This is a genomic window from Aminobacter sp. J41 (genome assembly GCF_000526635.1).
In the GTDB taxonomy this organism is placed as follows: Bacteria; Pseudomonadota; Alphaproteobacteria; order Rhizobiales; family Rhizobiaceae; genus Aerobium.
The window spans coordinates 139708-165554 of sequence record NZ_JAGL01000001.1; the positions used below are offsets into that span (position 1 = coordinate 139708).

The following is a 25847-nucleotide window of genomic DNA, read 5'->3' on the forward strand; positions in this document are numbered from 1 at the left end:
ACCCCGGTTCCCTACAGCGATTGAGCATGTTGCGGTGCAAATTAACGTCCACGCAATTTGTTGCTTCGTATGCCACCGACCCAGAGCGACGGAAGATCTGCTCAGCCTGGGTGGGCGTGGAAAATGATGAGAGTCCTGAGTTGCATCAAGGACGAGCATAGCCTCGTTCTGGTGCTGGTAGCCGCTGCAGTTTGCATTGGCGGATCGGCAACGATTACCCGACTGCTGACCGATGCGTCCCGCACGTCCGGGCTGCAGAAGATGTCCTGGCTGTTCATAGCAGCCGTCGCTGCCGGTGCATCGATCTGGTGTACACATTTCATCGCGATGCTCGGCTACGAGCCCGGCACACCGGTGTCGTTCGATCCAGTCATGACGATCGTGTCCATGCTGGTGGCAATCATCGGCTCGTGCCTCGGCTTCGCCGTGGCGCTGAGCCGTATGAGCCGCGTCATGCCCGCGATCGGCGGTGCCCTCGTCGGCCTTGCTATCGTCGCCATGCACTACACCGGCATGATCGCCTACCGCGTCCAGGGCATTCTCACCTGGGACACCGATTATCTGGTGGCGTCCGTGATTCTCTCGACGGTTCTGTCAGCGCTGTCGATGCACGTGTTCATGCAGCGCCAAACCAACGAGGGCCGCATTGCCGCAACCGCCGTCCTGGTCATCGCGATCGTCAGCCTGCACTTCACCGGCATGGCCGCCTTCCACGTCGAGCCGATGATCATCGACGGCTCCTATTCCGACCCGTCGGCGCTGCAGGCGCTGGCGCTCGCCATTGCCAGCGTCGGCATCATCATCGTCAGCGCCGGTCTCGCCAGCCACGTGATCGATGGCAGCGTGCGCGCCGAGTCGCTCGAGCGCCTGCGCGAGATGGCGATGAACGACAGCCTCACCGGCCTGCCGAACCGCGTCAGCTTCAATGACCGCCTCGACCACGAGCTGGAGCTTGCGACCGAGACCGGTGGCGAACTGGCACTGATCTGCATCGACCTCGACCGTTTCAAGGAGATCAACGACCTGCACGGCCATGCCGCCGGCGATCGCGTATTGCAGGACATCGGCCGGCGCATGAAGGCGCAGCTTGAAGACACCGATTTCGTTGCCCGCCTCGGCGGCGACGAATTCGCGGCCCTTCACCGCTACAAGAGCAAGACGGACATCTCCGACTTCCTCGCCCGCCTCGAAACCGTGCTCGGCCAGCCGATCAGCTTCGAGGGCAAGCAGTTCTCGCCCGGCGCCAGTATCGGCGTGGCGCTCTACCCGAGCGATGCTTCCGACAAGGAAGCGCTCATCAACAACGCCGACCTTGCCATGTACCGCGCCAAGGCCGACCTCGTGCACTCGATCTGCTTCTACGAGCAGTCGATGGACGATACCGTCCGCGCCCGCCGCTCGCTGGCGGCCGACCTGAAGGCGGCGGTGGAGAAGGGCCAGCTCGAAGTCTACTACCAAGTGCAGACCGCCGTCGCGACCGGCGAGATCCGCGGCTACGAAGCGCTGTTGCGCTGGAAGCACCCCACGCGCGGCTACATCTCGCCGGCGGAGTTCATTCCGCTTGCGGAAGAAAGCGGCCTGATCCTGCCGCTCGGCGAATGGGTACTGCGCACCGCCTGCTCGCGCGCCGCGAGCTGGACCCCCGGCTACAAGGTCTCGATCAACATCTCGCCGGTGCAGTTCGTCCATGCCGACCTTCCGCGTCTCATCAAGGAGGTGCTCGACGAGGCCGGCCTGCCGCCCGAGCGGCTGGAGCTGGAGCTAACTGAGTCCACGATCTTCGCCGACAAGGAGCGTTCGCTCTGCATGCTGCGGCAGATCAAGGATCTCGGCGTCAGCATCGCGCTCGACGATTTCGGCACCGGCTATTCGTCGCTGGAGACGCTGCGCGCCTTCCCGTTCGACAAGATCAAGCTCGACCGCTCCTTCATGGGCGAGGCCGAGACCAGCCCGCAGGCCAAGGCGATCATCCGCGCCGTGCTCGCGCTCGGCAAGAGCCTCGACATTCCGGTGCTCGCCGAAGGCATCGAGACGCAGGGCCAGCTGTCGCTGCTCAACGCCGAAGGCTGCGACGAGGCGCAGGGCTATCTCCTCGGCCGCCCGGTCCCGCTCAGCGAGATCGTGGAATCCGGCCAGCTGCACATGACCGGCTTCGAGGCGAGCCAGCCGAAGCAGGAAAGGAAGCCCGTGCGGGTGGAAAAGACGGCTGAATCTCAGCCGGAGCCGCAGCTCGATCTCGCGCTGGCGACCGCCTGACGCCTACTTCTTGCGCCGCCGCCGGCCATAGAGCTCGAGGCGGTGGTGCACGATGTCATAGCCGAGCGATCGGGCGATCTCCTGCTGGAGCTCCTCGATCCGCTCGGAATGAAATTCGATCACGTCCCCCGTCTCGATGTCGATCAGGTGGTCGTGATGCTCGCCCACGGCGGGCTCGAAGCGCGACGGGCCGCCCTCGAAGGCGTGCCGGTGAATCGCGCCAATCCCCTCCAGCAGCTTCATGGTGCGGTAGACGGTCGAGAGCGAGATGCTGGAGTCGACCGCGACCGAGCGCTTGAAGATCTCCATCGCGTCCGGATGGTCTTCCGCGTCCGACAGGATCCCGAGGATGACCCGGCGCGGGCGCGTGATGCGCACCCCCGCTTCTCGCAGGGCCGTCTCGTAATCCGGCTTCTGAATCATGCTCTCGTTCATCGCGCGACTATGCGACAGCGCCGGCTGCGATGCAAAGCCGGGCCCCCTCCGATGCCCAGCTTTCGCAACTGGAGCCGTCCAGTTGCAAACGATTTGCAATTGCATTGACAGCATGCAACGCCTCGCCTAGTTTTGAATTGTTCGAGAAAGCAGTTCTGGAGTTTTCATGCGTCTTACGACGATCTTTTACGCGGCGGCGCTCGTGCTGACGCAGATGTGCGCCGTTGCGCATGCCGAAAAGCTCAAGGTCGCCACGACCTTTACTGTCATTGCCGATATTGCCCGCAACGTTGCCGGTGACGCCGCGGAGGTTGAATCGATCACGCGCCCCAACGCCGAGATCCACGAATACCAGCCGACGCCGGGTGACATGCTGCGCGCCCAGGATGCCGACCTCATCCTGTGGAACGGCCTCAATCTCGAGCTCTGGTTCGAACGCTTCTTCAGCAATTTGCGCGACGTGCCGAGCGCCGTGGTCAGCGACGGCGTCGAGCCGATGAGCATTTCCGATGGCCCCTATACCGGCAAGCCAAACCCGCATGCCTGGATGTCGCCGACGGACGCGCTCACATATGTCGATAACATCCGGAAGGCGCTTGCCGAGCATGACCCCGACAATGCCGAGGTCTATGCGGCGAATGCCGAGGCCTACAAGGCAAAGATCGAAGCAACGATCGCGCCGATCCGCGAGCGGCTTGCCTCTATTCCGGAAGACCGCCGCTGGCTGGTGACGAGCGAAGGCGCGTTCTCCTACCTGGCTCGCGACTTCGGCCTCAAGGAACTCTTCCTCTGGCCGATCAATGCCGACCAGCAGGGCACGCCGCAGCAGATCCGCAAGGTGATCGACGCGATGCGCGAGCACTCAATCCCGGCGATCTTCAGCGAAAGCACCGTCTCGCCGGATCCGGCGCAGCAGGTCGCGCGCGAGACGGGCGCAAAGTACGGCGGCGTCCTCTATGTCGACTCGCTGTCGGATGAGAGCGGACCGGTGCCGACCTATCTTGATCTTCTCAGGGTCACGACACAAACCATCGCCGAGGGATTGAGCGAATGAACCGGCATGTCTCAGACGAGGCGACAGAAAGGACCGGCGCCGGCAGCGCCGGTCTTGCCGTTGACTCTGTCACCGTCACCTACCGCAACGGCCAGGCTGCGCTCAGAAACGCCTGCTTCTCGATCCCGCGCGGCACCATAACCGCGCTGGTGGGCGTCAACGGCGCCGGCAAGTCGACGCTGTTCAAGGCGATCATGGGCTTCGTGCCGCTTGCCGCGGGCTCCGTCTCGATCATGGGCGAACCGGCCCGGAAAGCGCTCGCCAAGAACCTCGTCGCCTATGTGCCGCAGGCCGAGGAGGTCGACTGGAACTTCCCGATCCTCGTCGAGGACGTCGTCATGATGGGCCGCTACGGCCACATGAACTTCCTGCGCATCCCGCGCGACGAGGACCGACGCAAGGTTGATGAGGCGCTCGCGCGTGTCGGCATGAGCGGCTTTCGCAAGCGCCAGATCGGCGAGCTTTCCGGCGGGCAGAAGAAGCGCGTCTTCCTTGCGCGTGCGCTCGCCCAGGAAGGCCAGGTGATCCTGCTCGACGAGCCGTTCACGGGCGTCGATGTCACCACCGAGGAGGCGATCATCGCGCTCCTGCGCGACCTGCGCGCCGAAGGCCGGGTGATGCTGGTATCGACCCACAATCTCGGCTCCGTTCCCGAATTCTGCGACCGCGCCATCCTTCTCAACCGCACCGTGCTTGCCGCTGGCCCCACGGCCGAGGTCTTCACCCACGAGAACCTCGCCAACGCCTTTGGCGGCGTGCTGCGCCACTTCGTGCTCGGCGGCACTGCCCTGCACGATGATGAAGATGCCCGCTCGGTGACGGTGCTCACGGACGACGAGCGCCCGTTCGTCCTCTATGGCGACAAGGCGCACTCGACTGCTGGCCCCGCGGTTCCTCCAAATGAGGACGAGGCGAAGCAATGAGCGTCCTCCTCGAGCCGTTCAACTACGGCTACATGATCAATGCGATGTGGGTCTCGGCCCTGATCGGCGCCGTCTGCGCATTTCTCTCGGCCTATCTGATGCTGAAGGGCTGGTCGCTAATTGGCGATGCGCTTTCCCACGCCATCGTTCCCGGTGTTGCCGGCGCCTACATGCTCGGCCTTCCCTTCGCGCTCGGCGCCTTCATTGCCGGCGGGCTCGCAGCCGGCTCGATGCTTTTCCTCACGCAGCAGACGAAGCTGCGCGAGGACGCGATCATCGGCCTGATCTTCAGCTCCTATCTCGGGCTCGGCCTGTTCATGGTCTCGCTGTCGCCGACCTCGGTGAACATCCAGTCCATCGTCCTTGGCAACATCCTTGCCGTCACGCCTTCGGACACGCTGCAGCTGGTGCTGATCGCCGGCATTTCGCTGGCGATCCTGATCGTCAAGTGGAAGGACCTGATGGTCGTCTTCTTCGACGAGAACCATGCCCGCACCGTCGGCCTCAATCCGGGCCTTTTGCGCGCGCTGTTCTTCACGCTGCTTGCTGCTTCGACGGTGGCGGCGCTGCAGACGGTCGGCGCGTTCCTCGTCATCGCCATGGTGGTGACGCCCGGCGCAACCGCCTACCTGCTGACCGACCGCTTCCCGCGTCTCATCATCCTGAGCGTCACGATCGGCACGCTCACCTGCTTCGTCGGCGCCTATGCGAGCTACTTCATCGATGGCGCGACCGGCGGCATCATCGTCGTCCTGCAGACGCTGATCTTCCTCATGGCCTTCGTCTTTGCGCCCAAGCACGGCATGCTCGCCGCCCGGCGCCAGGCTCGCAAGGCACTCGCGGAGGGCGCATAATGTTCGACATGCTGCTGATGCCCTTCCAGTTTCCGTTCATGCAGCAGGCCTTCGTCATCGGCCTCTTGGTGGCGCTGCCGATGGGGCTGCTTTCGCCATTCATGGTGCTGAAGGGGTGGTCGCTGATGGGCGACGCCATCAGCCATGCCGTGCTGCCTGGCATCGTCCTCGCCTACCTTCTCGGCCTGCCGCTTGCCGCCGGCGCGTTTGCCGCCGGCATGGTCTGCTCGATCTCCGTCGGCTACCTGAAGGAAAACAGCCGGGTGAAGGAAGACACCGTCATGGGCATCGTCTTCTCCGGCATGTTCGGCCTTGGCGTCGTCATGTTTTCGATGATCGAGAGCGACCTGCACCTGATGCACGTCCTCTTCGGCGACATTCTCGGCGTCACCTGGCGCGATATCGCGGAAACGGGTGTGATTGCGCTTATCGCGCTCGGCTTCGTCGGCCTCTTGCGCCGCGACCTGCTGGTTGCGGCATTCGACCCGCAGCACGCCCGGGCGATCGGGCTGCCGGTTCGCTTCTACCACTACGGTCTGCTGGCTGTGCTTTCGCTGACGATCGTCGGCGCGCTCAAGGCGGTCGGCATCATCCTTGCGATCGCCATGCTGATCGCGCCGGGGGCGACGGCATTCCTGCTCACCCGGCGCTTCGATGCGATGGTGGCGGTCTCGATGCTGATCGCGACCGCCTGCGCGTTCCTCGGCGTCTATCTGTCCTTCTTCATCGACAGCGCGCCGGCGCCGACCATCGTGCTCCTGATGACGCTGGTGTTTATCGCAGCGTTCATCAGGACGCGGATCAGGGTTACGGCCGTGGAGGTACGTTGAGGCCGACCTGGCTCGCCGGGCGCGCAATGCAGCGCTCGACCCAGGCTTTGGTGTTCGGCAGCTCGTCGAGGCCGAACACCTCGGCGGCGCCATAGCCCTCGCGCAACGAGCGCACCCACGGGAAGATGGCGAGGTCGGCGATGGTGAACTCGTCGCCCATGAACCACTCGCGGCCGTTCATGCGCTGCTCGATGACACCGAGCAGGCGTTTGGCCTCGTTCTGGTAGCGCTCGAGCGGGCGCTTGTCCTCGAAATCCTTGCCGCCGAACTTGTAGAAGAAGCCGAACTGGCCGAACATCGGACCGACGCCTCCCATCTGGAAGAAGACCCACTGGATCGTCTCCATCCGCAGCGCCGGGTCCTTCGGCAAGAGCTTGCCGGTCTTCTCAGCAAGGTAGAGCAGGATCGCGCCCGACTCGAACAGGCCGAACGGCTTTCCGTTCGGACCATTGGGATCGATGATCGCCGGGATCTTGCCGTTCGGGTTCAGCGAAAGGAATTCCTCGCCCCAGGTCTCGTTCTTCGAGATGTTGACCAGGTGCGCCTCGTACGGAAGACCGACTTCCTCCAGCGCGATCGACACTTTCACGCCGTTCGGCGTCGGGAAGGAATAAAGCTGCAGCTTGCCCGGATCCTGTGCCGGCCAGCGCTTGGTGATGGGGAAGCTGGATAGGTCTGTCATGGAGTGCGAATCCCTTTCGTGCATGGTCCGGATCGGCGGACAGTCGAGGAATAGCCATGGCCGCGCCAGACGCAAGCAGGCGCGGCCGAGTTTGAAAGAAGCTGACTGAAAGGTGATGGGAAGGCTATTCGCCTTCCGGGTTCCTGCCCTTCACGAAGATGGTGACACCGTTGTTGTCATCGAACTCGAGCGCGAGGATGTCGTTGAGCTGCACCGACCGCGAGTCCACCGCGTGGTAGAACATCGCGCTGCCCTGGATCGACTCGCGCAATTCCGTGACCTGCGGCTTGTACTGTTCGAGTTTTGCCTCGATCTGCGTGTCCTTGTCGTCGAGGTCCGGGATGAAGACGATCTCGACCTTGTCGAGAGAGAATTTGCGGCGCACCGCAGCCGCGGCGGCGGACGAGTTCTCGATCGCCTTGATGATGCGCCCCTCGTCCTTGTTCGCGGCTTCCTCGCCGGTAGTCACGTCGGACCCGACGATGGTGTCGATCGCGCCTTCCTTGTCGAGACCCTGCGCAAAGGCGGAAGGAGTTGCGACCAACAGGGCAATCAGGAAGAGAAATCTCATGGAAATCGATCCGTGCAGGCTGACGATGACGGAATGCACCGGGGTTCAACGAAGCCGATGCAGCAACGTTCCGGCCAACGAAAAGCGGCGCAGGAACCATTCCTGCGCCGCCTCATCATGGTTGATTGGTCAGAGCTGGTAAAGGACCAGTGCGCCATTGCCGGCTACCTCCGCACCGACGATCGAGGAGACCTCGACGCCCTCGGCCTCAAGCCGGCTCATCAGCTCTGCATTGCCGGAAATCGCTGACTGGAGCTGAGTGATCGCATCGCGGTTCTGCGAGACTGCCTCGGATGCATTCGCGCTCTCCTCGCCGCTGATCCGGCGCACCGTCACGTCCGAGAAGCTGTCCATCGAAGCAATCGACTGGGCCGCTGCCCCGCTCCCGGTCACGGCGGTCAGCGAGCCGCCGTCGCCGGCGCCGTCATCGATTGCCTGGGTGGTGCCGCGGTCGACGTCCTGCTGCGAGCCGCTGCCCTGGGACGGCGATGCGTTCTGCTCGGTGGCTGACGATGCCGGATCGTTGGCGCCGCCTTCACCGCCCGTCTGGGCAAATGCTGGAGCGGCGATCATCGAGGCGCCCATCAGGGTGGCGGTCGTCATGGCTAGAAGACGTTTCATGTCATTTCCTCTCGTTCCGTTTGGTGGTCCATCTGGGAGGGGACGTCTCTGCGTCCGGAGAGGAAATGATCGGCGGCGCCATGAGTTTCAGTCGTTCAGGGGCGATTTGCGGGTCATTGTGTGGCGTCAATGTGAAGCTTCGCTTCCTCTTCTGCCCCGCCTTTACTGACCTTCCACAACGTCAAGATTTCGGATGAATTTTGCCAAACCGCGTGCAAGATTGCCTTTGGCGGGAAAGAAATCCCGCCCCGCGAGCAACAGGCCGCGACCTGTTCCGCGCGTTGTGGATGGACCGACAGGGGTGTGGATCAGATGAAGCGTTTTGTTCTAGGCCTGATGGCCGCGACCGCAATGACTGCCACGGCATGGGCTCAGGAAGACATTCAGCCAGGCCTTCTCTTCGACCTGGGCGGCAAGTTCGACAAGTCGTTCAACGAAGCGTCCTTCAACGGCGCCGAGCAGTTCAAGAATGAATCCGGCATCTCCTATGTCGAATTCGAGATCTCCAACGACGCGCAGCGTGAGCAGGCCCTGCGCCGCTTCGCCGAGGACGGCCGCAACCCGATCGTGATGGCGGGCTTCTCCTGGTCGTCCGCGCTCGAAATCATCGCCGACGAGTTCCCGGAGACGCAGTTCGCGATCATCGACACCGTCGTCGAGAAGCCCAACGTCCGCTCGGTCGTGTTCAAGGAGCAGGAAGGCTCCTACCTCGTCGGCCTTCTCGCCGCCATGGCCTCGCAGACCGGCACGGTCGGCTTCGTCGGTGGCATGCAGATCCCGCTGATCGGCAAGTTCGAGTGCGGCTACGTCCAGGGCGCGATCGAGACCAAGGAAGGCACCAAGGTCATCCGCAACTACACCGGCGACACGCCGTCGGCATGGAACGATCCGAGCCGCGGCGCCGAGATCACCCGCGCCCAGATCGACCAGGGCGCCGACGTGATCTACCACGCAGCCGGCGGCACGGGCGTTGGCGTGCTGCAGGCCGCCGCTGACGCTGGCAAGCTCGGCATCGGCGTCGACTCCAACCAGAACGGCCTGCATCCCGGCCACGTGCTGACCTCGATGATCAAGCGGGTGGACGTTGCCGTCTACAACGCGTTCAACGACGCGAAGAACGGCAACTTCACGCCCGGCATCAACGACCTCGGGCTTGCGGAGGACGGCGTTGGCTATTCGCTCGACGAGCACAACGAGAAGCTGATTACCCCGGAGATGAAGGAAGCGGTCGAGGCCGCCAAGGCCAAGATCATCGCCGGCGAGATCAAGGTCCACGACTTCATGAGCGACAATTCCTGCCCGTTCTGATCCGGGCCCGCTCCAGAAATCAAAGAACCGCCGGGCGAACGTCCGGCGGTTTTGTTTTGTCCTCAGCGCTCGATCGGCTGTGCCAGGCCCTTGAACAGCGGCACCTCGGCCGGCTCGCCGCCAAGACCCGGCAGGTTCTCGATGGTGACCTCGTAGGTCTGCCCCGCGCGCGGCTCCGGCAGTTCCGGCCCGCGCACCAGCGCCTCCAGGCTTGCCGGCATCACGCCATAGGGCTTTCCGTCGATCCAGAACTGCAGCATCTTGCCCTCGGGCAGCGCGACCTTGCCGAGCGGCACCAGCCGCACGCTGCGGTCATCCCAGGCTTCGACGAACACGGCCGGCTTGCCCTCGGCATCTTCCAGGATCGCGGTTGCCACCGGCGTCGGCAGCCGCGCCGACTGCTCGCCCACCATGTAGCCCATGCCGAGCGCGGCGATCAGCGCCACCGACATCACCGTCGCCTTCCATCCGATGAAGTGATGCGCCAGCGGCCGGTTGAGCCGCAGCAGTCCCTTGCGTGACGGATCGCCGCCCAATGACAGGCCCATGCGCTCCGCCGTCGCCGCGCCCACCATCTGCGGCATCGAGGCGATGCGCCGGGTGATGTCGCGCCAGGCGTCGTCGGTGATCGAGACCGGCTTTTCCTTTTCCTCGCGCAGCCGCCTGAGCTGCTCGGCAAGCACCATGACGCATTCGCGGAACTGCGGATCGATCTCCATGTCCCGCTCGGCCCGGCCCCGCTCCTCGTCATTCATCAGGCCGAAGACATAGTCCTCGGCGCGGGCCATCCGGTCGCTGAGCGTCATGCGTCGTCCCCCTTACCAGTGCGGCGGCTTGGTGACCGGGATTTCCGGCGCTGCCTGTTCCTCAAGCTCCAGGAAGCGGTTGATGAGCGCGTCGAGCTTCTTCTGCAGCTTGTTGATCACCTTCCACTGCTCGGCAATCTCGCCGGAAAGTTCCGCGATGGTCTTTTCCTGCTCGGCAGCGAGGATTTCCAGCTGGACGATACGTTCCTCGTTCATGCCATTTCCCTTCAGCACGTGATGCATGATTTGCATGCGCTGAGCCTTTGCCACCGCCTGGCCGAAGATGGCAATGGCGCCGGTCTTTGTCGAGTGTCCAATCCGGCTCGCATTGGCAAGTCACCAGACGGCTGCTAGACATTTCAAAGGGAAGAAAAATAAGCTCCCAGGGGATCGATCGAAGAATGGCAGAAAACGCGATCGAACTTGTTGGTATCAACAAGAGTTTCGGTGCAGTTCATGCAAATCGCGACATCAATCTGGCCATTCCCCGTGGCACGATCCAAGGCATCATCGGCGAAAACGGGGCCGGAAAATCGACGCTGATGTCGATCCTCTACGGCTTTTACCAGGCCGATTCCGGCGAAATTCGCGTCAACGGCAAGCCGGCCACCATCGCCACCCCCAACGACGCCATCGCCGCCGGCATCGGCATGGTCCACCAGCACTTCATGCTGGTGCAGAACTTCACCGTGCTCGAAAACGTGATCCTTGGCGCCGAGGGCGAGGCACTGCTCAACCGCTCGATCAGCCGTGCGCGCTCCGAGCTGCGCCGGCTGGAAAAGGAATACGGACTTGAGGTCGATCCCGACGCCATCGTCGAAGACTTGCCGGTCGGCCTGCAGCAGCGCGTCGAGATCCTGAAGGCGCTCTATCGCGGCGCCGACATCCTGATCCTCGACGAGCCCACCGGCGTGCTGACGCCTGCCGAGGCCGATCACCTATTCCGCATCCTCGCCCAGCTCAAGGCCGAGGGAAAAACCGTCGTCCTCATCACCCACAAGCTGCGCGAGATCATGGCGATCACCGACAATGTCGCCGTCATGCGGCAGGGCCAGCTGGTCGCCTCTCGCGCGACGAAGGACACCACCGTCGAGGAACTCGCCGAGCTGATGGTCGGCCGCCGGGTGCTCCTGCGCGTCGAGAAGGGCGAGGCAGCGCCCGGCGACGTCATGCTCTCGGTGCGTAACCTGACGGTCAAGGACGGCCGCGGCTGCACCGTCGTCAAAGACGTCAGCTTTGACGTCAAGGCCGGCGAAATCGTCGGCATCGCCGGTGTCGCCGGCAACGGCCAATCGGAACTGATCGAAACCATCAGCGGCATCCGCCGCGCCGAATCCGGCACCGTCTCGCTCAAGGGCACGCTCCTCGACGTCACGCGCCATGTCGATCCGGGCGATTTGCGGGACTGGGGCCTCGCCCATGTGCCGGAGGACCGGCACCACGTCGGACTGGTCCTGCCCTTCGAGGAAAGCGAGAACGCGATCCTCGGCTACCACGACCATCCGCGCTACCGTAAAGGTCCGTTCCTCGACATCGAGCGCATCCGCCAGAGCGCCCGCGAGCAGATGACGCGCTACGACATCCGCCCGGCGAACGAGCGGCTCAAGACCGCCAACTTCTCCGGCGGCAACCAGCAGAAGATCGTGCTCGCCCGCGAGATTGAAAAAGACCCCGACGTGCTGATCGTCGGCCAGCCGACCCGCGGCGTCGACGTCGGCGCGATTGAGTTCATTCACAAGCGGCTGATCGAGATGCGCGACGCCGGCAAGGCCGTGCTGATCGTCTCGGTCGAGCTTGACGAGATCCGTTCGCTGTCCGACCGCATCCTCGTCATGTTCGACGGCCGCATCGTCGGCGAACGCAAGGGCGACGCGAGCGAGGGCGACCTCGGCCTGCTGATGGCGGGGGTCGAGCAGCGGGAGGCAGCAGAGTGAGCACGCCATACGCCAAGCTTCCTGCCTGGGCCGACTACGGTCTCATCCCGCTAATCAACCTGATCGTCGCCTTTGCCGTTGCCGGCCTCGTGGTGCTCCTCGTCGGCGAAAACCCGCTGCGTGCCGCCGGCCTCATGCTCGAAGGCGCGTTCGGCTCGGGCCGCAACATCGCCTACACGCTCTACTACTCGACGAGTTTCATTTTCACCGGCCTTGCCGTCGCGGTCGCCTTCCACGGCGGCCTGTTCAATATTGGCGGCGAAGGGCAGGCTTATATTGGCGGCCTCGGCGTCGGGCTGGTGTGCCTGACCTTCGATTCCATCCTGCCGTGGTGGCTCACCTTCCCGCTCGCCATCCTCGGTGCTGCGGCCGTTGGCGCCGGCTGGGCGTTCATTCCGGCCTATCTGCAGGCAAAACGCGGATCGCACATCGTCATCACGACGATCATGTTCAACTTCATCGCCGCGAGCCTGATGGTCTATCTGCTGGTCGGCCCGCTCAAGCCCGCCAACTCGATGGCGCCTCAGACGCGCAACTTCCTCGAAGGCGGCCAGCTTCCCAAGCTCAACTGGTTGATCGAGCTGTTCGGCGGCACGGTGCGTTCGTCGCCGTTCAACCTGTCCTTCCTGCTCGCGCTGCTCTGCGCTTTCCTCGTCTGGCTGCTGATCTGGCGCACGCGCCTCGGCTACGAGATCCGCACGCAGGGCCATTCGCCCAAGGCCGCGCGCTATGCCGGCATTGGCGAAACCCGCATCATCATCATCACCATGATGATCTCCGGCGCGCTCGCCGGCATGATGGCGCTCAATCCCGTCATGGGTGACCAGGGCCGGCTGCAGCTCGACTTCGTCACTGGCGCCGGCTTCGTCGGCATCGCCGCTGCGCTGATGGGCCGTTCGCACCCGGCCGGCATCGTGCCCGCCGCGATCCTGTTCGGCATGCTCTACCAGGGCGGCGCCGAGCTTGCCTTCGAGATGCCGAACATCTCGCGCGACATGATCGTCATCATCCAGGGCCTTGTGATCCTGTTCGCGGGGGCGCTCGAGAACATGTTCCGGCCCGCCGCTCAGTCACTGTTTGCGAGCATTAGCCCGCGCTCGATGGGGGTGGCGGCATCGAGGAGTGGCGGGGCGTAAATGGACTTCTTCAACACTCTCATCGTCGTGCTCGACTCGACGGTCCGGCTGTCGATACCGCTGCTGTTTGCCTGCCTTGCCGGCCTCTATTCCGAGCGCGCCGGCGTGTTCGATATCGGCCTTGAGGGAAAGATGCTGGCCGCCGCCTTCGCCTCCGCCTCCGTTGCCGCCGTCACCGGCTCGGCATGGCTCGCGCTCGGCGCCGCCGTCCTCATCTCGGTCTTCTTCGCGCTCGTGCACGGCTTTGCCTCGATCACCCATCGCGGCAATCAGATCGTCTCGGGCGTTGCCCTCAACTTCATCGCCGCCGGCACGACCGTCATCCTTGGCCAGGCATGGTTCCAGCAGGGCGGGCGCACGCCCTCGCTTGGCGCGGAGGCCCGCTTCAACGCCATTACGCTTCCCTTCGCCGAGGCCGCGCGCGACATTCCCGTGATCGGCTTCGTCTATTACGAGCTCCTGTCAGGGCACTCGATCCTCGTCTACGTCGCCTTCTTCATGGTGTTCGCGACCTGGTGGATCCTGTTTCGAACCCGCTTTGGCCTTCGCCTGCGTGCCGTCGGTGAAAACCCGGCTGCCGTCGACACGGCCGGCATTTCGGTCGCCTGGCTGCGCTATCGCGCGGTGATCTGCACCGGCATCCTCTGCGGCTTTGCCGGCACCTATCTGGCGCTCGCCCAGAACGCCGGCTTCGTGAAGGACATGACCGCCGGCAAGGGATACATCGCGCTTGCGGCCCTCATCTTCGCCAAGTGGCGCCCGGTGCCGGCCATGTTCGCCTGCCTCTTGTTCGGCTTCCTCGACGCGCTGGCGATCCGCCTCCAGGGCACGCCTTTACCAATGGTAGGGCGCGTGCCGGCACAGTTCTTCCAGGCGCTGCCTTACATCCTCACGGTCATCCTGCTCGCCGGCTTCATCGGCAAGGCGATCCCGCCGCGCGCCGGCGGTGTCCCCTACGTCAAAGAGCGATAGACGGATGAAGCCGAACAGGTTACGGCCGTGGCAGAAGCTCGTTCAGGGATCCTGGCACCATGGCCGATGACCTTTTCAAAGCCGCGCGCGAGGCAATGGCGAAGGCCTATGCGCCTTATTCGAAATTCCCGGTCGGCGCAGCACTCAGAACCGAAGACGGCCGTGTCTTTTCAGGCGCCAATATTGAGGTCGCCTCCTTCCCCGAGGGCTGGTGCGCCGAGACCACCGCGCTCGCCCACTACGTCATGGGTGGCGGCGGGCGCATTACCGAGATTGCCGTTGTCGCCGAGAAGATGGACCGCATCACGCCCTGCGGCGGCTGCCGCCAGCGCCTCGCCGAGTTTGCAACTGCCGACACGAAGCTTCACCTCTGCGACCAGACCGGCGTCGTCGAGACGCTGACCATGGCCGAGATCCTGCCGCTGGGCTTTGCCGGAGACACGCTCAAATGAACGAGACCGTCGCGAAGATCATCGAGCAGCTTCAGGGACGCCACCCGCGCGTCGCCCTCGTCCTCGGCTCCGGCCTCGGGGACCTCATCGGCGAGGTCGAGGAACCAATCCGCATCCCCTACTCCGACCTGCCCGGCTTCCCGCACAGCGGCGTAACCGGCCATGCCGGCCTGTTGGTCTCCGGCAAGTTCGGCACCACGGAGGTGCTGATGCTTGCCGGCCGCGTCCACTATTACGAATCCGGCAATCCGGCGGCGATGCGCCCGGTGCTTGAGGCGCTTGCCGCCATCGGCATCGAGGAACTGATCCTCACCAACGCCGCAGGCTCGCTCGACGAGGGCATGGGCCCCGGCTCGGTGATGCTGATCACCGACCACATCAACTTCTCCGGCACCAACCCGCTGATCGGCGAACCGAGCGATCGCCGCTTCGTCGGCATGACCGAAGCCTACGACCCGCAGCTGCGCGCCCGCATCGCCGATGCAGCGGTCGCCACCAATACCCCGCTTCATCGCGGCGTCTACATGTGGTTCTCCGGCCCCTCCTTCGAGACGCCCGCCGAAATCCGCGCTGCGCGCGTCCTCGGCGCCAATGCGGTCGGCATGTCGACCGTGCCGGAAGTGATCCTCGCGCGCTTCCTCGGCCTGCGCGTCGCCGCATGCTCGGTCATCACCAACCTCGCCGCCGGCATGACCGGCGATGAACTGTCGCACGACGAGACCAAACAGATGGCGCCGATCGGTGGTAAGCGTCTCGCGACCATCCTGCGCCACATGTTCTCGACAGTACCGGGCAAGCCTGAAGCATGATCATCCTCGCCATCGATACCGCCGCAAGCCTCTGCTCCGCCTGTGTCGTCGACACCGGCAAGGGCGAGCTCGGCCGCCAGGTGCTTGACCTCGGCAAGGGTCATGCCGAGCAGCTGATGGGCACCATCGAGGCAGCCCTTGCCGCGGCCGGCATCACTTACGCCGACCTTGGCGCCATTGCCGTCTCCATCGGCCCGGGCTCGTTCACCGGCGTGCGCGTCGGCGTCTCCACCGCGCGCGGCCTTGCGCTCGCGCTCAAAGTCCCGGCCGTCGGCGTCAGCACCCTCGAAGCGATCGCGGCGGAAGCTGCCTCGCAAAAGCCTGTCATCGTCCGCATCGACGCCGGCCGCGGTCAGGCCTACGTCGCGCGCTTCTCTGCTGAAGGCGAAACCGAGTTCGGCCCCGCCGCCCTCTCCCTCGAGGAGGTCGACAACATGGTCGCCGCTGCAGGCGACGACGTCGCCATCATCGACGGCAAGACCGCCGACATCGCCGTCTACGCGCGGCTTGCCGGCGAAAAGCTCGCCGCCGGTCATGCCGCCCCGCCAAAACCGCTCTACCTGCGCGACGCCGACGCCAAGCCCCAGACCTCCTTTGCCCTGCCACGCAAGGCCGCCTCGTGAAGCTTCCGTTTCTTTCGACCGAATACGCCATCGAAGCGCTGACGCTGGATGATGCCGAACAGCTCCCCGCCATCCACGAGGAGGATTTCGTCCGCCCCTGGTCGGCGAACGAGTTCGAGTCCCTCCTCGAGCAGGACACCGTCTTCGGCTTTGCCGCCTGGAAGGTCGGCAACCGCAAGGGCATGCCCGCCGGCTTCGTCCTCGCCCGCCTTGTCGCCGGCGAAGGCGAGATTTTGACCATAGCCGTCGCCCGCGCCCACCGCCGCCGCGGTCTTGGCCGCGACCTGATGGAGGCTGTCCTGCGAACGCTCCATGCCGAGCGGGCCGAGGCGCTGTTCCTCGAGGTCGACGAGACCAACGCGCCGGCGATCGCTCTCTACCGCCGCCTCGGTTTTCGCGAAGTCGCCCGCCGTCCGGGCTACTACGAGCACGGCGCCGGCATGAAGCGGACCGACGCGCTGGTGATGCGGCGCGACCTGAAATGATCGGCACGATCCGGATCGTCATCTCAGTGGCGATCATCCTGATCGCGTCGCTGCCGATGGCCGTCTGGCAGGTCATCGCGCTGAAAAGCAACGGCCGCATCGACGACGGCCGCATCCCCCGCCTCTGGCACCGCCTCGCCGTCAAACTGCTCGGCATCCGCATCCATGTCCGCGGCGCCCCGTCGAAGGCGCGGCCGCTGCTGATCTGCTCCAACCACATCTCGTGGTCGGACATCATGGTGCTCGGCTCGCTCGCCGAGGTGCATTTCATCGCCAAGGCGGAAGTCGCCGGCTGGCCGGTCTTCGGACTGCTCGCCAAACTCCAGCGCTCGGTGTTCGTCGAACGCGGCGCAAGGCGCAAGGCGGGCGAGCAGGCGAGCGAGATCGCCACCCGCATGAGCAATGGCGACCCGATGGTGCTCTTCGCCGAGGGCACCACCGGCGACGGCAACACCCTGCTGCCGTTCAAGTCGACCCTGTTTGGCGCGGCGCAGGTGGCGCTCAGCGAAGGCCGCAGCGAGACCGTGTCGATCCAGCCGGTGGCGATCGCCTATACGCGCCTGCAGGGCATGCCGATGGATCGCCGCCACCGCCCGCACGCGGCCTGGATCGGCGACGCCGACCTCATGCCGCATCTGACAAAACTGCTGCGCGAGGGCGCGATGGACGTCGAGGTGCACTTCGGCGAGCCGATCGAGTTCCGCCCCGGCGACGACCGCAAGAAGGTCGCCCGCGAGGTCGAGGCGCGCGTGAAAAGAATGTTCGCCGAGGCGCTCAGGAACCCTGCCTGACGCCGGAAATCTGCCGGTCCTGTTCCAGCGTCAGCGGCACGATCCCGGCTTCCACCGGCTCAGCTGCCTGCGGCCCGCGCGCGGGCTCTGCCCGCACCTCGGCCTTCGGTGCCACCCGCGCGGGCCGCTGCGGCGCGGCCGTGGTGCAGCCGGCAGCAACGCCGGCCACGACCACCAGCACAAGCGCGCGCAAAAAACTCATCGGGCGGCCGTGTCGAGCCAGATCGTCACCGGCCCGGAATTGACCAGCGCCACCTGCATGTCGGCGCCGAAAATGCCGTTGGCTACGCGAATGCCCTGGGCGGCCACTTCGGCCGAAAAATGCTCGTAGAGGCGCTTGCCTTCCTCCGGGGGCGCGGCGGTCGAAAAGCCCGGCCGGTTGCCCTTGGTCTCGGCGGCCAGCGTGAACTGGCTGACGACCAGCACCTCGCCGCCGGTTTCGAGCACCGAACGGTTCATGCGGTCCTCGTCGTCGCGAAAGATGCGCAGCTTGGCGATCTTCTGCGCGAGCCAGGCGGATTCCTTTTCGGTGTCGCCCTGCATGGCGCAGACCAGCACCATCAACCCCGCGCCAATCTCGCCCACCACCTTGCCGTCGACCGTGACCGAGGCGGATGAAACCCGTTGAACCACCGCGCGCATGCATAGACCCCGACTATTCCAGACGGCTCCGTGCATAGCGGGGTGAGATGGCGAAATAAAGCGGGGGGATGGGGGCGGTGGTTCGTCGATCGCGTTCACCCAGAGGGCGGCGATAGATCCTGCCCCTGCGGCTGCACACGAATTCAATCTGCTTCAGAAGTATTAAGCGAACGGTCAGCGCTCTTCCACGCGACGGCGTTTCGACGCGCAACTCGGTGACGACGCGGAGAGAGTTAGGACAGGTGCGGGAGGCCGGGTAGGGGTAGCAGAATGTTGCCGCTCCAGTCGAGCTATAAAAAAACGAAAGCGTCTTTGGCGCCGCGAAGCAGCTAATCACCGGCCGCCGACTCTTCAAATGCTATTCCACCCGCGCGTTCGTCGGCACTTGTGAGCTGCTTCGCAAGCATACTTGAGAGAAGTTCTTCCATCCTACCGACGTCAACCCTCCCTTCGGTCCGAGCCGCATCGGCAGCATCCAAAGCTTCAAAATAAGGATCTCGATTCTCTACGATCTGCTCCGGAATAGTTGGCGTGCCGGGAAAAACACTCTGCGCCCGAATTGACAATACAACGTATGAAAGGATCCGCGAAGTACGGCCATTGCCATCTGCAAATGGATGAATCCAATTGAGTCGCCACATTATGTATGCGGCAAGATGGATAGCGGTCTTCACTTCCCAATTGTCGTTCACATAGTCGCAGAGCTCCTCGATTAGTTCCGGGACTAAATGAGCCTCCACAGGCTTGTGACTGCTGCCTACAATTGCCACCCCCGCCGGACGAAAATTGCCTGCGTACGCACTTATGCCGGACAAAGCTTCTCGCTGGAGAGCAAGAATAAGGGAGGGGCGGAGCTTGAAGACCCCCCCGCTCCAGCGCTTGATAGATGGTCTGGATTCCATAGTCGAACTGGCGAAGACCGTTCCTCGCTTCGGCTTCTGCCTTTAACTGAGGATCGGAAATTAGCTCTACTTCCAGAGCTTGACTATGTCGCTGGTTCTGATCCGCCACCGATCACCTCATGTCGCGGCATGTCTTTCTAAGAGCTCTGCCTGCTGATCCACCATTTCGCGGGTAATCCGCTCGTTCTCAAACTTCGTGTTTCCGTAGGCGAAACTCCGGCGCTGTTGCTCCCGCTCCCCCGCAGACTGGTCCAATTTCCGGGTAGCCTCGATCAGTTTCCTGAGTGCGTCGGTCATTTTCTTATTCTCCGGTCGCGGGTCACACCGCAAATCACCTTCTTAGATAGGGTGCCTGAACCGCGCGACAAATCCAACTGCCTTTTAAAAGTCAAGGCGATCAATTTATCTTCACATGAAGCGCGCTATCACTGGATTGGATATAAGCGGCAATCAGCGCCTGTGGACAGTAAGCGTTCACCTCTCATCCGCCTCACCACAAGCCCGAGTGGAGACGGCATGCGAGATCAGGCAAACGTTCCGTCATAAATCTGCAGGTTACGCCTCCATTATCCACCTCCCCTCACGCCCATTGCACACTCCCGCCGAAGGAGATGCGAATGGACGCGGCGGCACTTGTTGAACGAAACGTCTCAGCCCTCAGGGCCATCGTCGCGGCGCTGGTGGCGATGGCGGGTCTGTCGCCCGCCCAGAAAACCCTGCCGCGTCATATGCACCGCTCCATCCTGCGGCTGCTGCGACCGGCGGAAGCAGCGGCGCGGCGGCTGGTGATCGTGCTGGCGCGTGATGTCGTGGTGTCGGCGAGCGCCTTGCGGCCGCATGGCTGGCGGCCGATTGATCGCGTGCGAGCGCAAAAGAACTTTCCGCTTTCGCTGCCGCTGTTTGACCGGTTCAAGCGTTTTGCCCGCCGCAAGCGGTCCGTGGTTGCGGTCCCGCGCATTTCGATGCCGGGCCTCACACCACCGTTCGCCGTCGCTCCGCGCCTTGCCCCGAAGCCGGATGATCCGATCGACGCAACGCGGCTAAAGGCGCGGCTTTCCGCGCTGCTAAAGGCGCTCGACGATCCCGAACCGCTCGCCATCCGGATGGCGCGCTGGCAAGCGCGGCGGCGAATGCGCGTGCAGGCAGCGGATTCAAAGCCGGCTCCGCGAAGTCCGCGCGGCCGGCGCTTATCGCCGCTGCGGCCGGGCCGCCCGCCGGGGCAATTCTGCAAGTCGCGAGGGTCAGGCGAGCGGCACCAGGTCCACGACATTCTGGAGCATGCGCACGAGCTCGCGCTTTGCGCGCTGGAGCGACGCGACACGTCGTGACCGTCCGCTCTTTGTGCAGATCGATGCCGCTTTCGCCGCGCTCCAGGCGGGCGCGGAATGCGCGGTGCTGCCCGATTGAAACGGGTCCTGCCCCGGCCAAAGAAAAAGGCCGCGGGTTGCGGCCTTTTTCGGTTCTTTCTCAGTCGTCGTTCATCTTCAAAGCTTCGATGAAGGCGGCTTGCGGGATTTCGACCTTGCCGAACTGCCGCATGCGCTTCTTGCCTTCCTTCTGCTTTTCCAGAAGCTTGCGCTTGCGGGTGACGTCGCCGCCGTAGCACTTGGCCGTCACGTCCTTGCGTAGCGCCGAGATCGTCTCGCGGGCAATGACCTTGCCGCCGATGGCCGCCTGGATCGGGATCTTGAACATGTGCTTGGGGATCAGCTCCTTGAGCTTCTCGCACATGGCGCGGCCGCGCTTTTCCGCCGCCGAGCGGTGGACGAGCATGGAGAGCGCGTCGACCGGCTCCTCATTGACCAGGATCGACATCTTCACGAGGTCGCCCTCGCGGTAGTCGGTGAGCTGGTAGTCGAACGAGGCGTAGCCCTTCGAGATCGATTTCAGGCGGTCGTAGAAGTCGAACACCACCTCGTTGAGCGGCAGGTCGTAGGTCGCCATCGCGCGCTTGCCGACATAGGAGAGGTCGACCTGGATGCCGCGGCGCTCCTGGCAGAGCTTCAGGATCGAGCCGAGATATTCGTCCGGCGTCATGATGGTGGCGCGGATCCACGGCTCGCGGATCTCGGCGATCTTGACGACGTCCGGCATGTCGGCCGGGTTGTGCAGGTCGCGCGTCGTCCCGTCCGTCATGGTCAGCTGGTAGACCACCGACGGGGCGGTGGCGATGAGGTCGAGGTTGAACTCGCGCTCGAGACGCTCCTGGATGATCTCGAGGTGGAGCAGGCCAAGGAAGCCGCAGCGGAAGCCGAAGCCGAGCGCGGCGGAGGTCTCCATCTCGAAGGAGAACGAGGCGTCGTTGAGGCGGAGCTTGCCCATCGCCGTGCGCAGCGCCTCGAAGTCGGCGGCGTCGACCGGGAACAGGCCGCAGAACACCACCGGCTGCGCCGGCTTGAAGCCGGGGAGCGGGGCGGCCGTCGGGCGCTTGTCGTCGGTGATCGTGTCGCCGACGCGGGTGTCGGCGACTTCCTTGATCGAGGCGGTGATGAAGCCGATCTCGCCGGGGCCGAGTTCGTCGACCATCACCATCTTCGGGGTGATGACGCCGACGCGGTCGACGCCGTACTTGGCGCCCGTGCCCATCATGCGGATCTGCTGGCCCTTCTTCAGGACGCCGTCGACGATGCGCACCAGAACGATGACGCCGAGATAGGCGTCGTACCACGAGTCGACCAGCATCGCCTTGAGCGGGGCGTTGCGGTCGCCCTCCTTCGGGGCCGGCAGCTTGTGGACGATCGCCTCCAGCACCTCGTCGATGCCGAGGCCGGTCTTGGCCGAGATCAGCACGGCGTCCGAGGCGTCGAGGCCGATGACCTCCTCGACCTGTTCCTTGACGCGGTCGGGCTCGGCGGCCGGCAGATCGACCTTGTTGAGGACGACGACGATCTCGTGGTCGTTGTCGATCGCCTGGTAGACATTGGCGAGCGTCTGCGCCTCGACGCCCTGCGAGGCGTCGACGACGAGCAGCGAGCCCTCGCACGCGGCCAGCGAGCGCGAGACCTCGTAGGCGAAGTCGACGTGGCCGGGCGTGTCGATCAGGTTCAGCACATAGTGCTCGCCGTTCTTCGCGTCATATTCGAGGCGGACGGTGTTCGCCTTGATGGTGATGCCGCGCTCGCGCTCGATGTCCATGGCATCGAGCACCTGGTCCTTCATCTCACGCTCCTCCAGCGATCCGGTCATCTGGATCAGCCGGTCGGCCAGCGTGGATTTGCCATGGTCGATATGGGCGACGATGGAGAAATTGCGGATGTGCGAAAGAGGTGTGCTCATGCCCGCGCTTTAGCAGGGGCCGCAAGGGTTAACAAGCGTGAGGCAGACACTGAGGCGAAGCGATAACCCGCACCTCACCAAACTCGAAAGAAGGCAGGCCCCCTCGCCTCGACGGAGAGCGAGCGCGTGCGCAGCAGCGTCCCCCTTAACTCCCCGACCTGATCTTGCGGCGCTTGGGGGCGATGGCGGGCTTGGCGGCCGCGGCCGCAGCCGCGGCGGCGGCTTCCGCCTCGGCCTCCGCGGCTTCGCGCGCAAGGCGAGCCTCGCGAAGGCGTGCCGTCTTTTCCTCCCGACGCCGTGCTTCCTCGCCGATGATCGCGCGCGCGGCGCTGTCGGTCATGTCCGCCTTCGTCTGCGCCTTGTTGCTCGGCTGCGGCTTGAAGAGCGTCTGTTCGGTGAGCGGCTGGGTCATGGAAATCCCCTTTCGGTTCGTAAAAAACAAAAAGGCCGGGACGAACCCGACCTTTCCCATGCATCTCTTTGATCAGTGCCAGTACATCCGTGGTCAAAGATCAGAGCTGCAATCCTTAGGCAGCCTGAAGGTTGTCAGCTGCATTCTTGCCGCTGCGGCGGTCCGCGACGACGTCGAAGCTGATCTTCTGGCCGTCGATGAGCGTGCGCATGCCGGCGCGCTCAACAGCGGTGATGTGAACGAACACATCGGCGTCGCCGTTGTCGGGCTGAATGAAGCCAAAACCCTTGGTGGCATTGAAGAACTTAACGGTACCAGTAGCCATGACGATTTCCTTTTCAAATAGTCAGGTCGTTTGCTTGCCGCGTTATTGCGGGAAGCGGGGAAGATCGATTTGAAAGAGGAAGATCGTAGTCGGCGCAAAAGGCCGTAGACAAAGTTCAACAAGCAAGATCGATGAGTGGAAGATAGGGGTCATTCTTGTTCAAAACAAGACGCAGGGGAAAATAAATCTTTTCGCCCCTGCCGCCGGCATTCCTCGCGCCACCAAAATTCGCTCCGGCGCAGATAGCTGTGCGCTTTGCGGCGCAAACGCCGGCCAAACATTGCCTGAAGCGCCGTCCTGACCGATTCTGCGGCCGATGATTCCTGAAGAACCGAAGAAACCGCGCCGGCGCCGGAAGCCAAAGCCGCTGCCAGGCCCGCTCGAACAGCCGGTGGCGCCAGCGCCCGCCTGGCTGCGCGAGGCTGCCCGCGCGCCCGCGACGCTGGAGGAAGCGAGCTTCGTCGCCGGGACCGCGCTTGCCGCGCTTGACCAGATGGTGCGCAGGCGCCAGATCTGGGCCGGCCTGTGGCGCCAGCGGCTGGCACTTGCCGCCGCCGCCTCGACCGTGCGCCGCATGGGCCGCATCGAAAACGAGGAGGCGCTGCGCGATGCCCTGCACCTGACGCGCGCCGGCGATTCCAGGGGCCCGGCGGGCGAGGTGCTGATTGCCTGGCGCACGATTGTCAGGCAGCCGCCCGGCGACTGCCTCACGTCGGACGCGATCGCCGCGATGTTCGACCGTCTCGGCCGGCGCAGCCGCGGCGCTGCGGAAACCCTTGCCGGAAAGCTCGATGAACAGGCGAGCCGTGCCGCCGCCATTTCCGCCGTGCTCGACAGTTTCGAGCTCGCGCTGGAACATGGCTCCGCTCCGGAAGCAGCGCCGCTTATCAGCGACCTGATGCTTGCGCGTGCCTTCGGCTGGGAGCGGGCGGTGCCGCTGATCGCGCAGGAGGTTGCGCGCGGCGGCTTTTCGCGGCCCGTTGCCGGCGAGCCGGAAGCCGTGCGCACCGAGCGCCGGATAAAACTGCTCGGCGCCTATGCGCGCTCTGCCCTGCGCGCCATCGACCTGTCCGTAGAGCTCGGCCGCAAAGCGGAGCGGTTGCTGGAGGCGGCGCCGCAGCTGCGCGCCAAGGCGTCCGGCGCCGTGGTCGAAAAGCTGCTTACGGAGGACTCGCTCACCGCCTCAACCCACATCACCGGCATCACCCGCTGGGGCATGCACCGCATCTTCGAGCGGCTGATATCGTTCGGCGTGCTGCGCGAGCTCACCGGCCGCAGCACCTTCCGCATCTACGGAGTCTGACGCATGGCGGCGGGCGGCACCAGGGCAAAGGGACGCAACACGCCGCTGTTCGATCCCGAGCTCGAGCACCTGCCGCCGGAGGCGCGCTGGCGCGAATGGATGAACCGCGTGGAGGCGGTTATCTTCGCCGCCAGCCAGCCCGTGTCGCGCACCGACCTTGCCCGCGTCGTCGGCAGGAACTGCAACATCGACCTTCTGATCGAGGACATTCGCGAGGAGCTGCGCGGGCGGCCCTATGATCTCGTCAAGGTCGCGGGCGGCTACCAGCACCGCACGCGCCCGGCCTATGCCGATGCGATCCGCACGGTGAGCGGGGCCGCCGAGCGCGCGGTCGACCTTTCCCAGTCGGAGGCGCTGGTGCTGATGACCATCGCCTATTTCCAGCCGATCACCCGCTCGGAATTGTCGACCTTCTTCGGACGCGAGATTTCGCGTGACCTGATCGCCAGCTTGCGCAATTTCGGCTTCATCGGCTTTGGCCCCCGTTCGCCAAAGCCCGGCGCGCCCTATACCTATGTCACGACGAAGGCGTTCCTCAGCCATTTCGGGCTGGAGACGCTGCGCGACCTGCCGGACTACGAGGCGCTGGAGGATGCGGGGCTCCGGTCGAAGGACCGCGCACTTGCCGGCGACCTGATGCAGCTGAAGGTCGAAGACGAGGGAGGAGAATAGCGTGCGGTATTTCGACTTCAGCTCCTGGCAGGGCGTGCTCTTCACCATACTCGGCATCGCCATGATCACGCTGATCAGCATGGGCATCCGGCTGCTCATGATGATGACGATCCAGCAGAAGCAGCAGCGCGCCAACCGCCAGATCAACGAGCGGCTGAAGACGCTGATCGCCGCCTACAAGACGCTTGGCGGCTCGTTCACCGGCACGCTCAGCGTCGACCCGACCCATCTGCGGGACCTGCGCCGCAAGGCCGAGATCGAGGGCGAGGAGGTGGACGAAGAGGCTCTCGCCGTGCCTGCTACCGGCTCGGACCGCGCGCGCCGCATCCGCGATGCGGTGGAGGCCGCGCTTGCCGACATCATCCTGCTTGGCACCGAGGAGCAGGTGAAGCTCGCGGCGGCCGCGACCCGCGACCTCGTCGCCGGCAAGCCGGTCTACACCGACAAGCTGGTCGTCTCGCTGCGCGACTTCATCCGCGAGGCGCTCGACCTTGCGCCGGTTCCCTCCTCGATCGAGATCCCGTCGCAGGGCCCGACGCGGCCGGCCTCCCCTTCCTCCCGGTCGCGCTCCGGCGGCGAAGGGCGCGAAGGCGGCCGCGGAGGAGGCGGAGGTTCTGGCGGCGGTGGCGGCATGGGCGCTGGCGGAGGCGGTGGAATGGGAATGGGGATGGGCCTTGGCCTCGGCTCCCGTCACGACGAGGGGTAGGTTTGGCGCGGCGATAGTCGTGCCTGGTCCCGCACTTCGTGATCGTTCAGGGATGGATGCCACGGTC

31 protein-coding genes are annotated in these 25847 nt (G+C 64.5%); 18 read left to right on the forward strand and 13 right to left on the reverse strand.

Features of this window, described 5'->3' with window-relative positions; genetic code table 11:
* Positions 1 to 126: 126 nt before the first annotated feature.
* Entirely contained in the window at positions 127 to 2256 is a 2130-nt protein-coding gene (locus tag L630_RS0100665) for a bifunctional diguanylate cyclase/phosphodiesterase (RefSeq protein ID WP_245263624.1), read from the forward strand.
* A gap of 3 nt (positions 2257 to 2259) precedes the next feature.
* On the opposite strand, the gene L630_RS0100670 is transcribed toward L630_RS0100665, so the two are convergent.
* Entirely contained in the window at positions 2260 to 2691 is a 432-nt protein-coding gene (locus tag L630_RS0100670; protein WP_024846360.1) for a Fur family transcriptional regulator, read from the reverse strand.
* 166 nt (positions 2692 to 2857) lie between these two features.
* Here L630_RS0100670 and L630_RS0100675 point away from each other — a divergent pair, with 166 nt between their 5' ends.
* The 4 genes from L630_RS0100675 to L630_RS0100690 are packed head-to-tail and all read left to right on the forward strand — an operon-like array spanning position 2858 to position 6352.
* Positions 2858 to 3745 carry a metal ABC transporter substrate-binding protein gene (locus L630_RS0100675; protein WP_024846361.1) on the forward strand — a complete coding sequence of 296 codons (888 nt, stop codon included), beginning with the start codon at positions 2858 to 2860 and terminating at the stop codon, positions 3743 to 3745.
* On the forward strand, positions 3742 to 4668 hold the full coding sequence (locus L630_RS0100680; protein WP_024846362.1) for a manganese/iron ABC transporter ATP-binding protein: 927 nt from the start codon (positions 3742 to 3744) through the stop codon (positions 4666 to 4668). Before L630_RS0100675 ends, L630_RS0100680 begins: the two co-directional genes overlap by 4 nt.
* Positions 4665 to 5522 carry a metal ABC transporter permease gene (locus tag L630_RS0100685; RefSeq protein ID WP_024846363.1) on the forward strand — a complete coding sequence of 286 codons (858 nt, stop codon included), beginning with the start codon at positions 4665 to 4667 and terminating at the stop codon, positions 5520 to 5522. The genes L630_RS0100680 and L630_RS0100685 overlap by 4 nt, the downstream gene beginning before the upstream one ends.
* A complete protein-coding gene (locus L630_RS0100690) occupies positions 5522 to 6352 on the forward strand; it encodes a metal ABC transporter permease (RefSeq protein WP_034329067.1) in 831 nt (276 codons plus the stop codon). The genes L630_RS0100685 and L630_RS0100690 overlap by 1 nt, the downstream gene beginning before the upstream one ends.
* Here L630_RS0100690 and L630_RS0100695 read toward each other — a convergent pair.
* The 3 genes from L630_RS0100695 to L630_RS0100705 all read right to left on the reverse strand — a co-directional run bounded on the left by L630_RS0100695 (position 6330) and on the right by L630_RS0100705 (position 8226).
* Entirely contained in the window at positions 6330 to 7034 is a 705-nt protein-coding gene (locus tag L630_RS0100695) for a glutathione binding-like protein (protein ID WP_024846365.1), read from the reverse strand. The two genes, L630_RS0100690 and L630_RS0100695, sit on opposite strands and share 23 nt — an antisense overlap.
* A 124-nt stretch (positions 7035 to 7158) precedes the next feature.
* Positions 7159 to 7605 carry a hypothetical protein gene (locus tag L630_RS0100700; protein WP_084465661.1) on the reverse strand — a complete coding sequence of 149 codons (447 nt, stop codon included), beginning with the start codon at positions 7603 to 7605 and terminating at the stop codon, positions 7159 to 7161.
* 129 nt (positions 7606 to 7734) lie between these two features.
* A complete protein-coding gene (locus tag L630_RS0100705; protein WP_144701955.1) occupies positions 7735 to 8226 on the reverse strand; it encodes a hypothetical protein in 492 nt (163 codons plus the stop codon).
* Positions 8227 to 8538: 312 nt separating this feature from the next.
* Between L630_RS0100705 and L630_RS0100710 the strand changes: the two genes are divergently transcribed.
* The gene (locus L630_RS0100710) at positions 8539 to 9534 is read left to right on the forward strand and encodes a BMP family ABC transporter substrate-binding protein (protein ID WP_024846368.1); all 996 of its coding nucleotides are present in this window, start codon (positions 8539 to 8541) and stop codon (positions 9532 to 9534) included.
* Positions 9535 to 9596: 62 nt separating this feature from the next.
* On the opposite strand, the gene L630_RS22070 is transcribed toward L630_RS0100710, so the two are convergent.
* Positions 9597 to 10340, reverse strand: coding sequence for an anti-sigma factor (locus tag L630_RS22070; RefSeq protein WP_024846369.1), 744 nt, complete (start codon positions 10338 to 10340; stop codon positions 9597 to 9599).
* A 12-nt stretch (positions 10341 to 10352) separates the two neighbouring features.
* The gene (locus L630_RS0100720; protein WP_024846370.1) at positions 10353 to 10556 is read right to left on the reverse strand and encodes a SlyX family protein; all 204 of its coding nucleotides are present in this window, start codon (positions 10554 to 10556) and stop codon (positions 10353 to 10355) included.
* 185 nt (positions 10557 to 10741) lie between these two features.
* Between L630_RS0100720 and L630_RS0100725 the strand changes: the two genes are divergently transcribed.
* The 8 genes from L630_RS0100725 to L630_RS0100760 are packed head-to-tail and all read left to right on the forward strand — an operon-like array spanning position 10742 to position 17542.
* The gene (locus tag L630_RS0100725; RefSeq protein ID WP_024846371.1) at positions 10742 to 12274 is read left to right on the forward strand and encodes an ABC transporter ATP-binding protein; all 1533 of its coding nucleotides are present in this window, start codon (positions 10742 to 10744) and stop codon (positions 12272 to 12274) included.
* Positions 12271 to 13410 carry an ABC transporter permease gene (locus L630_RS0100730; RefSeq protein WP_024846372.1) on the forward strand — a complete coding sequence of 380 codons (1140 nt, stop codon included), beginning with the start codon at positions 12271 to 12273 and terminating at the stop codon, positions 13408 to 13410. The genes L630_RS0100725 and L630_RS0100730 overlap by 4 nt, the downstream gene beginning before the upstream one ends.
* Complete coding sequence (locus L630_RS0100735) at positions 13411 to 14382, forward strand: ABC transporter permease (RefSeq protein ID WP_024846373.1); 972 nt, start codon at positions 13411 to 13413, stop codon at positions 14380 to 14382.
* 59 nt (positions 14383 to 14441) lie between these two features.
* The gene (gene cdd / locus L630_RS0100740; protein ID WP_024846374.1) at positions 14442 to 14834 is read left to right on the forward strand and encodes a cytidine deaminase; all 393 of its coding nucleotides are present in this window, start codon (positions 14442 to 14444) and stop codon (positions 14832 to 14834) included.
* A complete protein-coding gene (locus L630_RS0100745; RefSeq protein ID WP_024846375.1) occupies positions 14831 to 15643 on the forward strand; it encodes a purine-nucleoside phosphorylase in 813 nt (270 codons plus the stop codon). The genes cdd and L630_RS0100745 overlap by 4 nt, the downstream gene beginning before the upstream one ends.
* Positions 15640 to 16266: a tRNA (adenosine(37)-N6)-threonylcarbamoyltransferase complex dimerization subunit type 1 TsaB gene (gene tsaB, locus L630_RS0100750; RefSeq protein ID WP_024846376.1), complete on the forward strand. Its 627-nt coding sequence runs from the start codon at positions 15640 to 15642 to the stop codon at positions 16264 to 16266. Before L630_RS0100745 ends, tsaB begins: the two co-directional genes overlap by 4 nt.
* Positions 16263 to 16751: a ribosomal protein S18-alanine N-acetyltransferase gene (gene rimI, locus L630_RS0100755; protein ID WP_024846377.1), complete on the forward strand. Its 489-nt coding sequence runs from the start codon at positions 16263 to 16265 to the stop codon at positions 16749 to 16751. The genes tsaB and rimI overlap by 4 nt, the downstream gene beginning before the upstream one ends.
* Positions 16748 to 17542, forward strand: coding sequence for a lysophospholipid acyltransferase family protein (locus L630_RS0100760; RefSeq protein WP_024846378.1), 795 nt, complete (start codon positions 16748 to 16750; stop codon positions 17540 to 17542). The genes rimI and L630_RS0100760 overlap by 4 nt, the downstream gene beginning before the upstream one ends.
* Here L630_RS0100760 and L630_RS0100765 read toward each other — a convergent pair.
* The 4 genes from L630_RS0100765 to L630_RS0100780 all read right to left on the reverse strand — a co-directional run bounded on the left by L630_RS0100765 (position 17526) and on the right by L630_RS0100780 (position 19383).
* Positions 17526 to 17744: a hypothetical protein gene (locus L630_RS0100765; RefSeq protein WP_144708730.1), complete on the reverse strand. Its 219-nt coding sequence runs from the start codon at positions 17742 to 17744 to the stop codon at positions 17526 to 17528. The two genes, L630_RS0100760 and L630_RS0100765, sit on opposite strands and share 17 nt — an antisense overlap.
* Positions 17741 to 18184, reverse strand: coding sequence for a D-aminoacyl-tRNA deacylase (dtd, locus tag L630_RS0100770; RefSeq protein ID WP_024846380.1), 444 nt, complete (start codon positions 18182 to 18184; stop codon positions 17741 to 17743). Before dtd ends, L630_RS0100765 begins: the two co-directional genes overlap by 4 nt.
* Before the next feature lie 329 nt (positions 18185 to 18513).
* Entirely contained in the window at positions 18514 to 19086 is a 573-nt protein-coding gene (locus L630_RS20855; RefSeq protein WP_348601309.1) for a Fic family protein, read from the reverse strand.
* Between the two features lie 117 nt (positions 19087 to 19203).
* A complete protein-coding gene (locus L630_RS0100780) occupies positions 19204 to 19383 on the reverse strand; it encodes a hypothetical protein (RefSeq protein ID WP_024846381.1) in 180 nt (59 codons plus the stop codon).
* Positions 19384 to 19703: 320 nt separating this feature from the next.
* On the opposite strand from L630_RS0100780, the gene L630_RS0100785 reads away from it, so the two are divergent.
* Complete coding sequence (locus L630_RS0100785) at positions 19704 to 20414, forward strand: hypothetical protein (RefSeq protein WP_024846382.1); 711 nt, start codon at positions 19704 to 19706, stop codon at positions 20412 to 20414.
* Between the two features lie 139 nt (positions 20415 to 20553).
* On the opposite strand, the gene lepA is transcribed toward L630_RS0100785, so the two are convergent.
* From lepA to L630_RS0100800, 3 genes are all read right to left on the reverse strand, one after another.
* On the reverse strand, positions 20554 to 22362 hold the full coding sequence (lepA, locus tag L630_RS0100790; RefSeq protein ID WP_024846383.1) for a translation elongation factor 4: 1809 nt from the start codon (positions 22360 to 22362) through the stop codon (positions 20554 to 20556).
* A gap of 145 nt (positions 22363 to 22507) precedes the next feature.
* Positions 22508 to 22774, reverse strand: a complete 267-nt coding sequence (locus tag L630_RS20860) for a hypothetical protein (protein WP_024846384.1) — start codon at positions 22772 to 22774, stop codon at positions 22508 to 22510.
* Positions 22775 to 22889: 115 nt separating this feature from the next.
* Positions 22890 to 23099 (reverse strand): cold-shock protein, encoded by a 210-nt coding sequence (locus L630_RS0100800; protein ID WP_024846385.1) that lies wholly within the window; start codon positions 23097 to 23099, stop codon positions 22890 to 22892.
* 316 nt (positions 23100 to 23415) lie between these two features.
* On the opposite strand from L630_RS0100800, the gene L630_RS0100805 reads away from it, so the two are divergent.
* The 3 genes from L630_RS0100805 to L630_RS0100815 are packed head-to-tail and all read left to right on the forward strand — an operon-like array spanning position 23416 to position 25780.
* Entirely contained in the window at positions 23416 to 24402 is a 987-nt protein-coding gene (locus tag L630_RS0100805) for a DUF1403 family protein (RefSeq protein ID WP_024846386.1), read from the forward strand.
* 3 nt (positions 24403 to 24405) lie between these two features.
* A complete protein-coding gene (locus tag L630_RS0100810; protein ID WP_024846387.1) occupies positions 24406 to 25074 on the forward strand; it encodes an SMC-Scp complex subunit ScpB in 669 nt (222 codons plus the stop codon).
* A 1-nt stretch (position 25075) separates the two neighbouring features.
* Positions 25076 to 25780: a hypothetical protein gene (locus L630_RS0100815; RefSeq protein ID WP_024846388.1), complete on the forward strand. Its 705-nt coding sequence runs from the start codon at positions 25076 to 25078 to the stop codon at positions 25778 to 25780.
* The last annotated feature ends 67 nt before the right edge of the window (positions 25781 to 25847 follow it).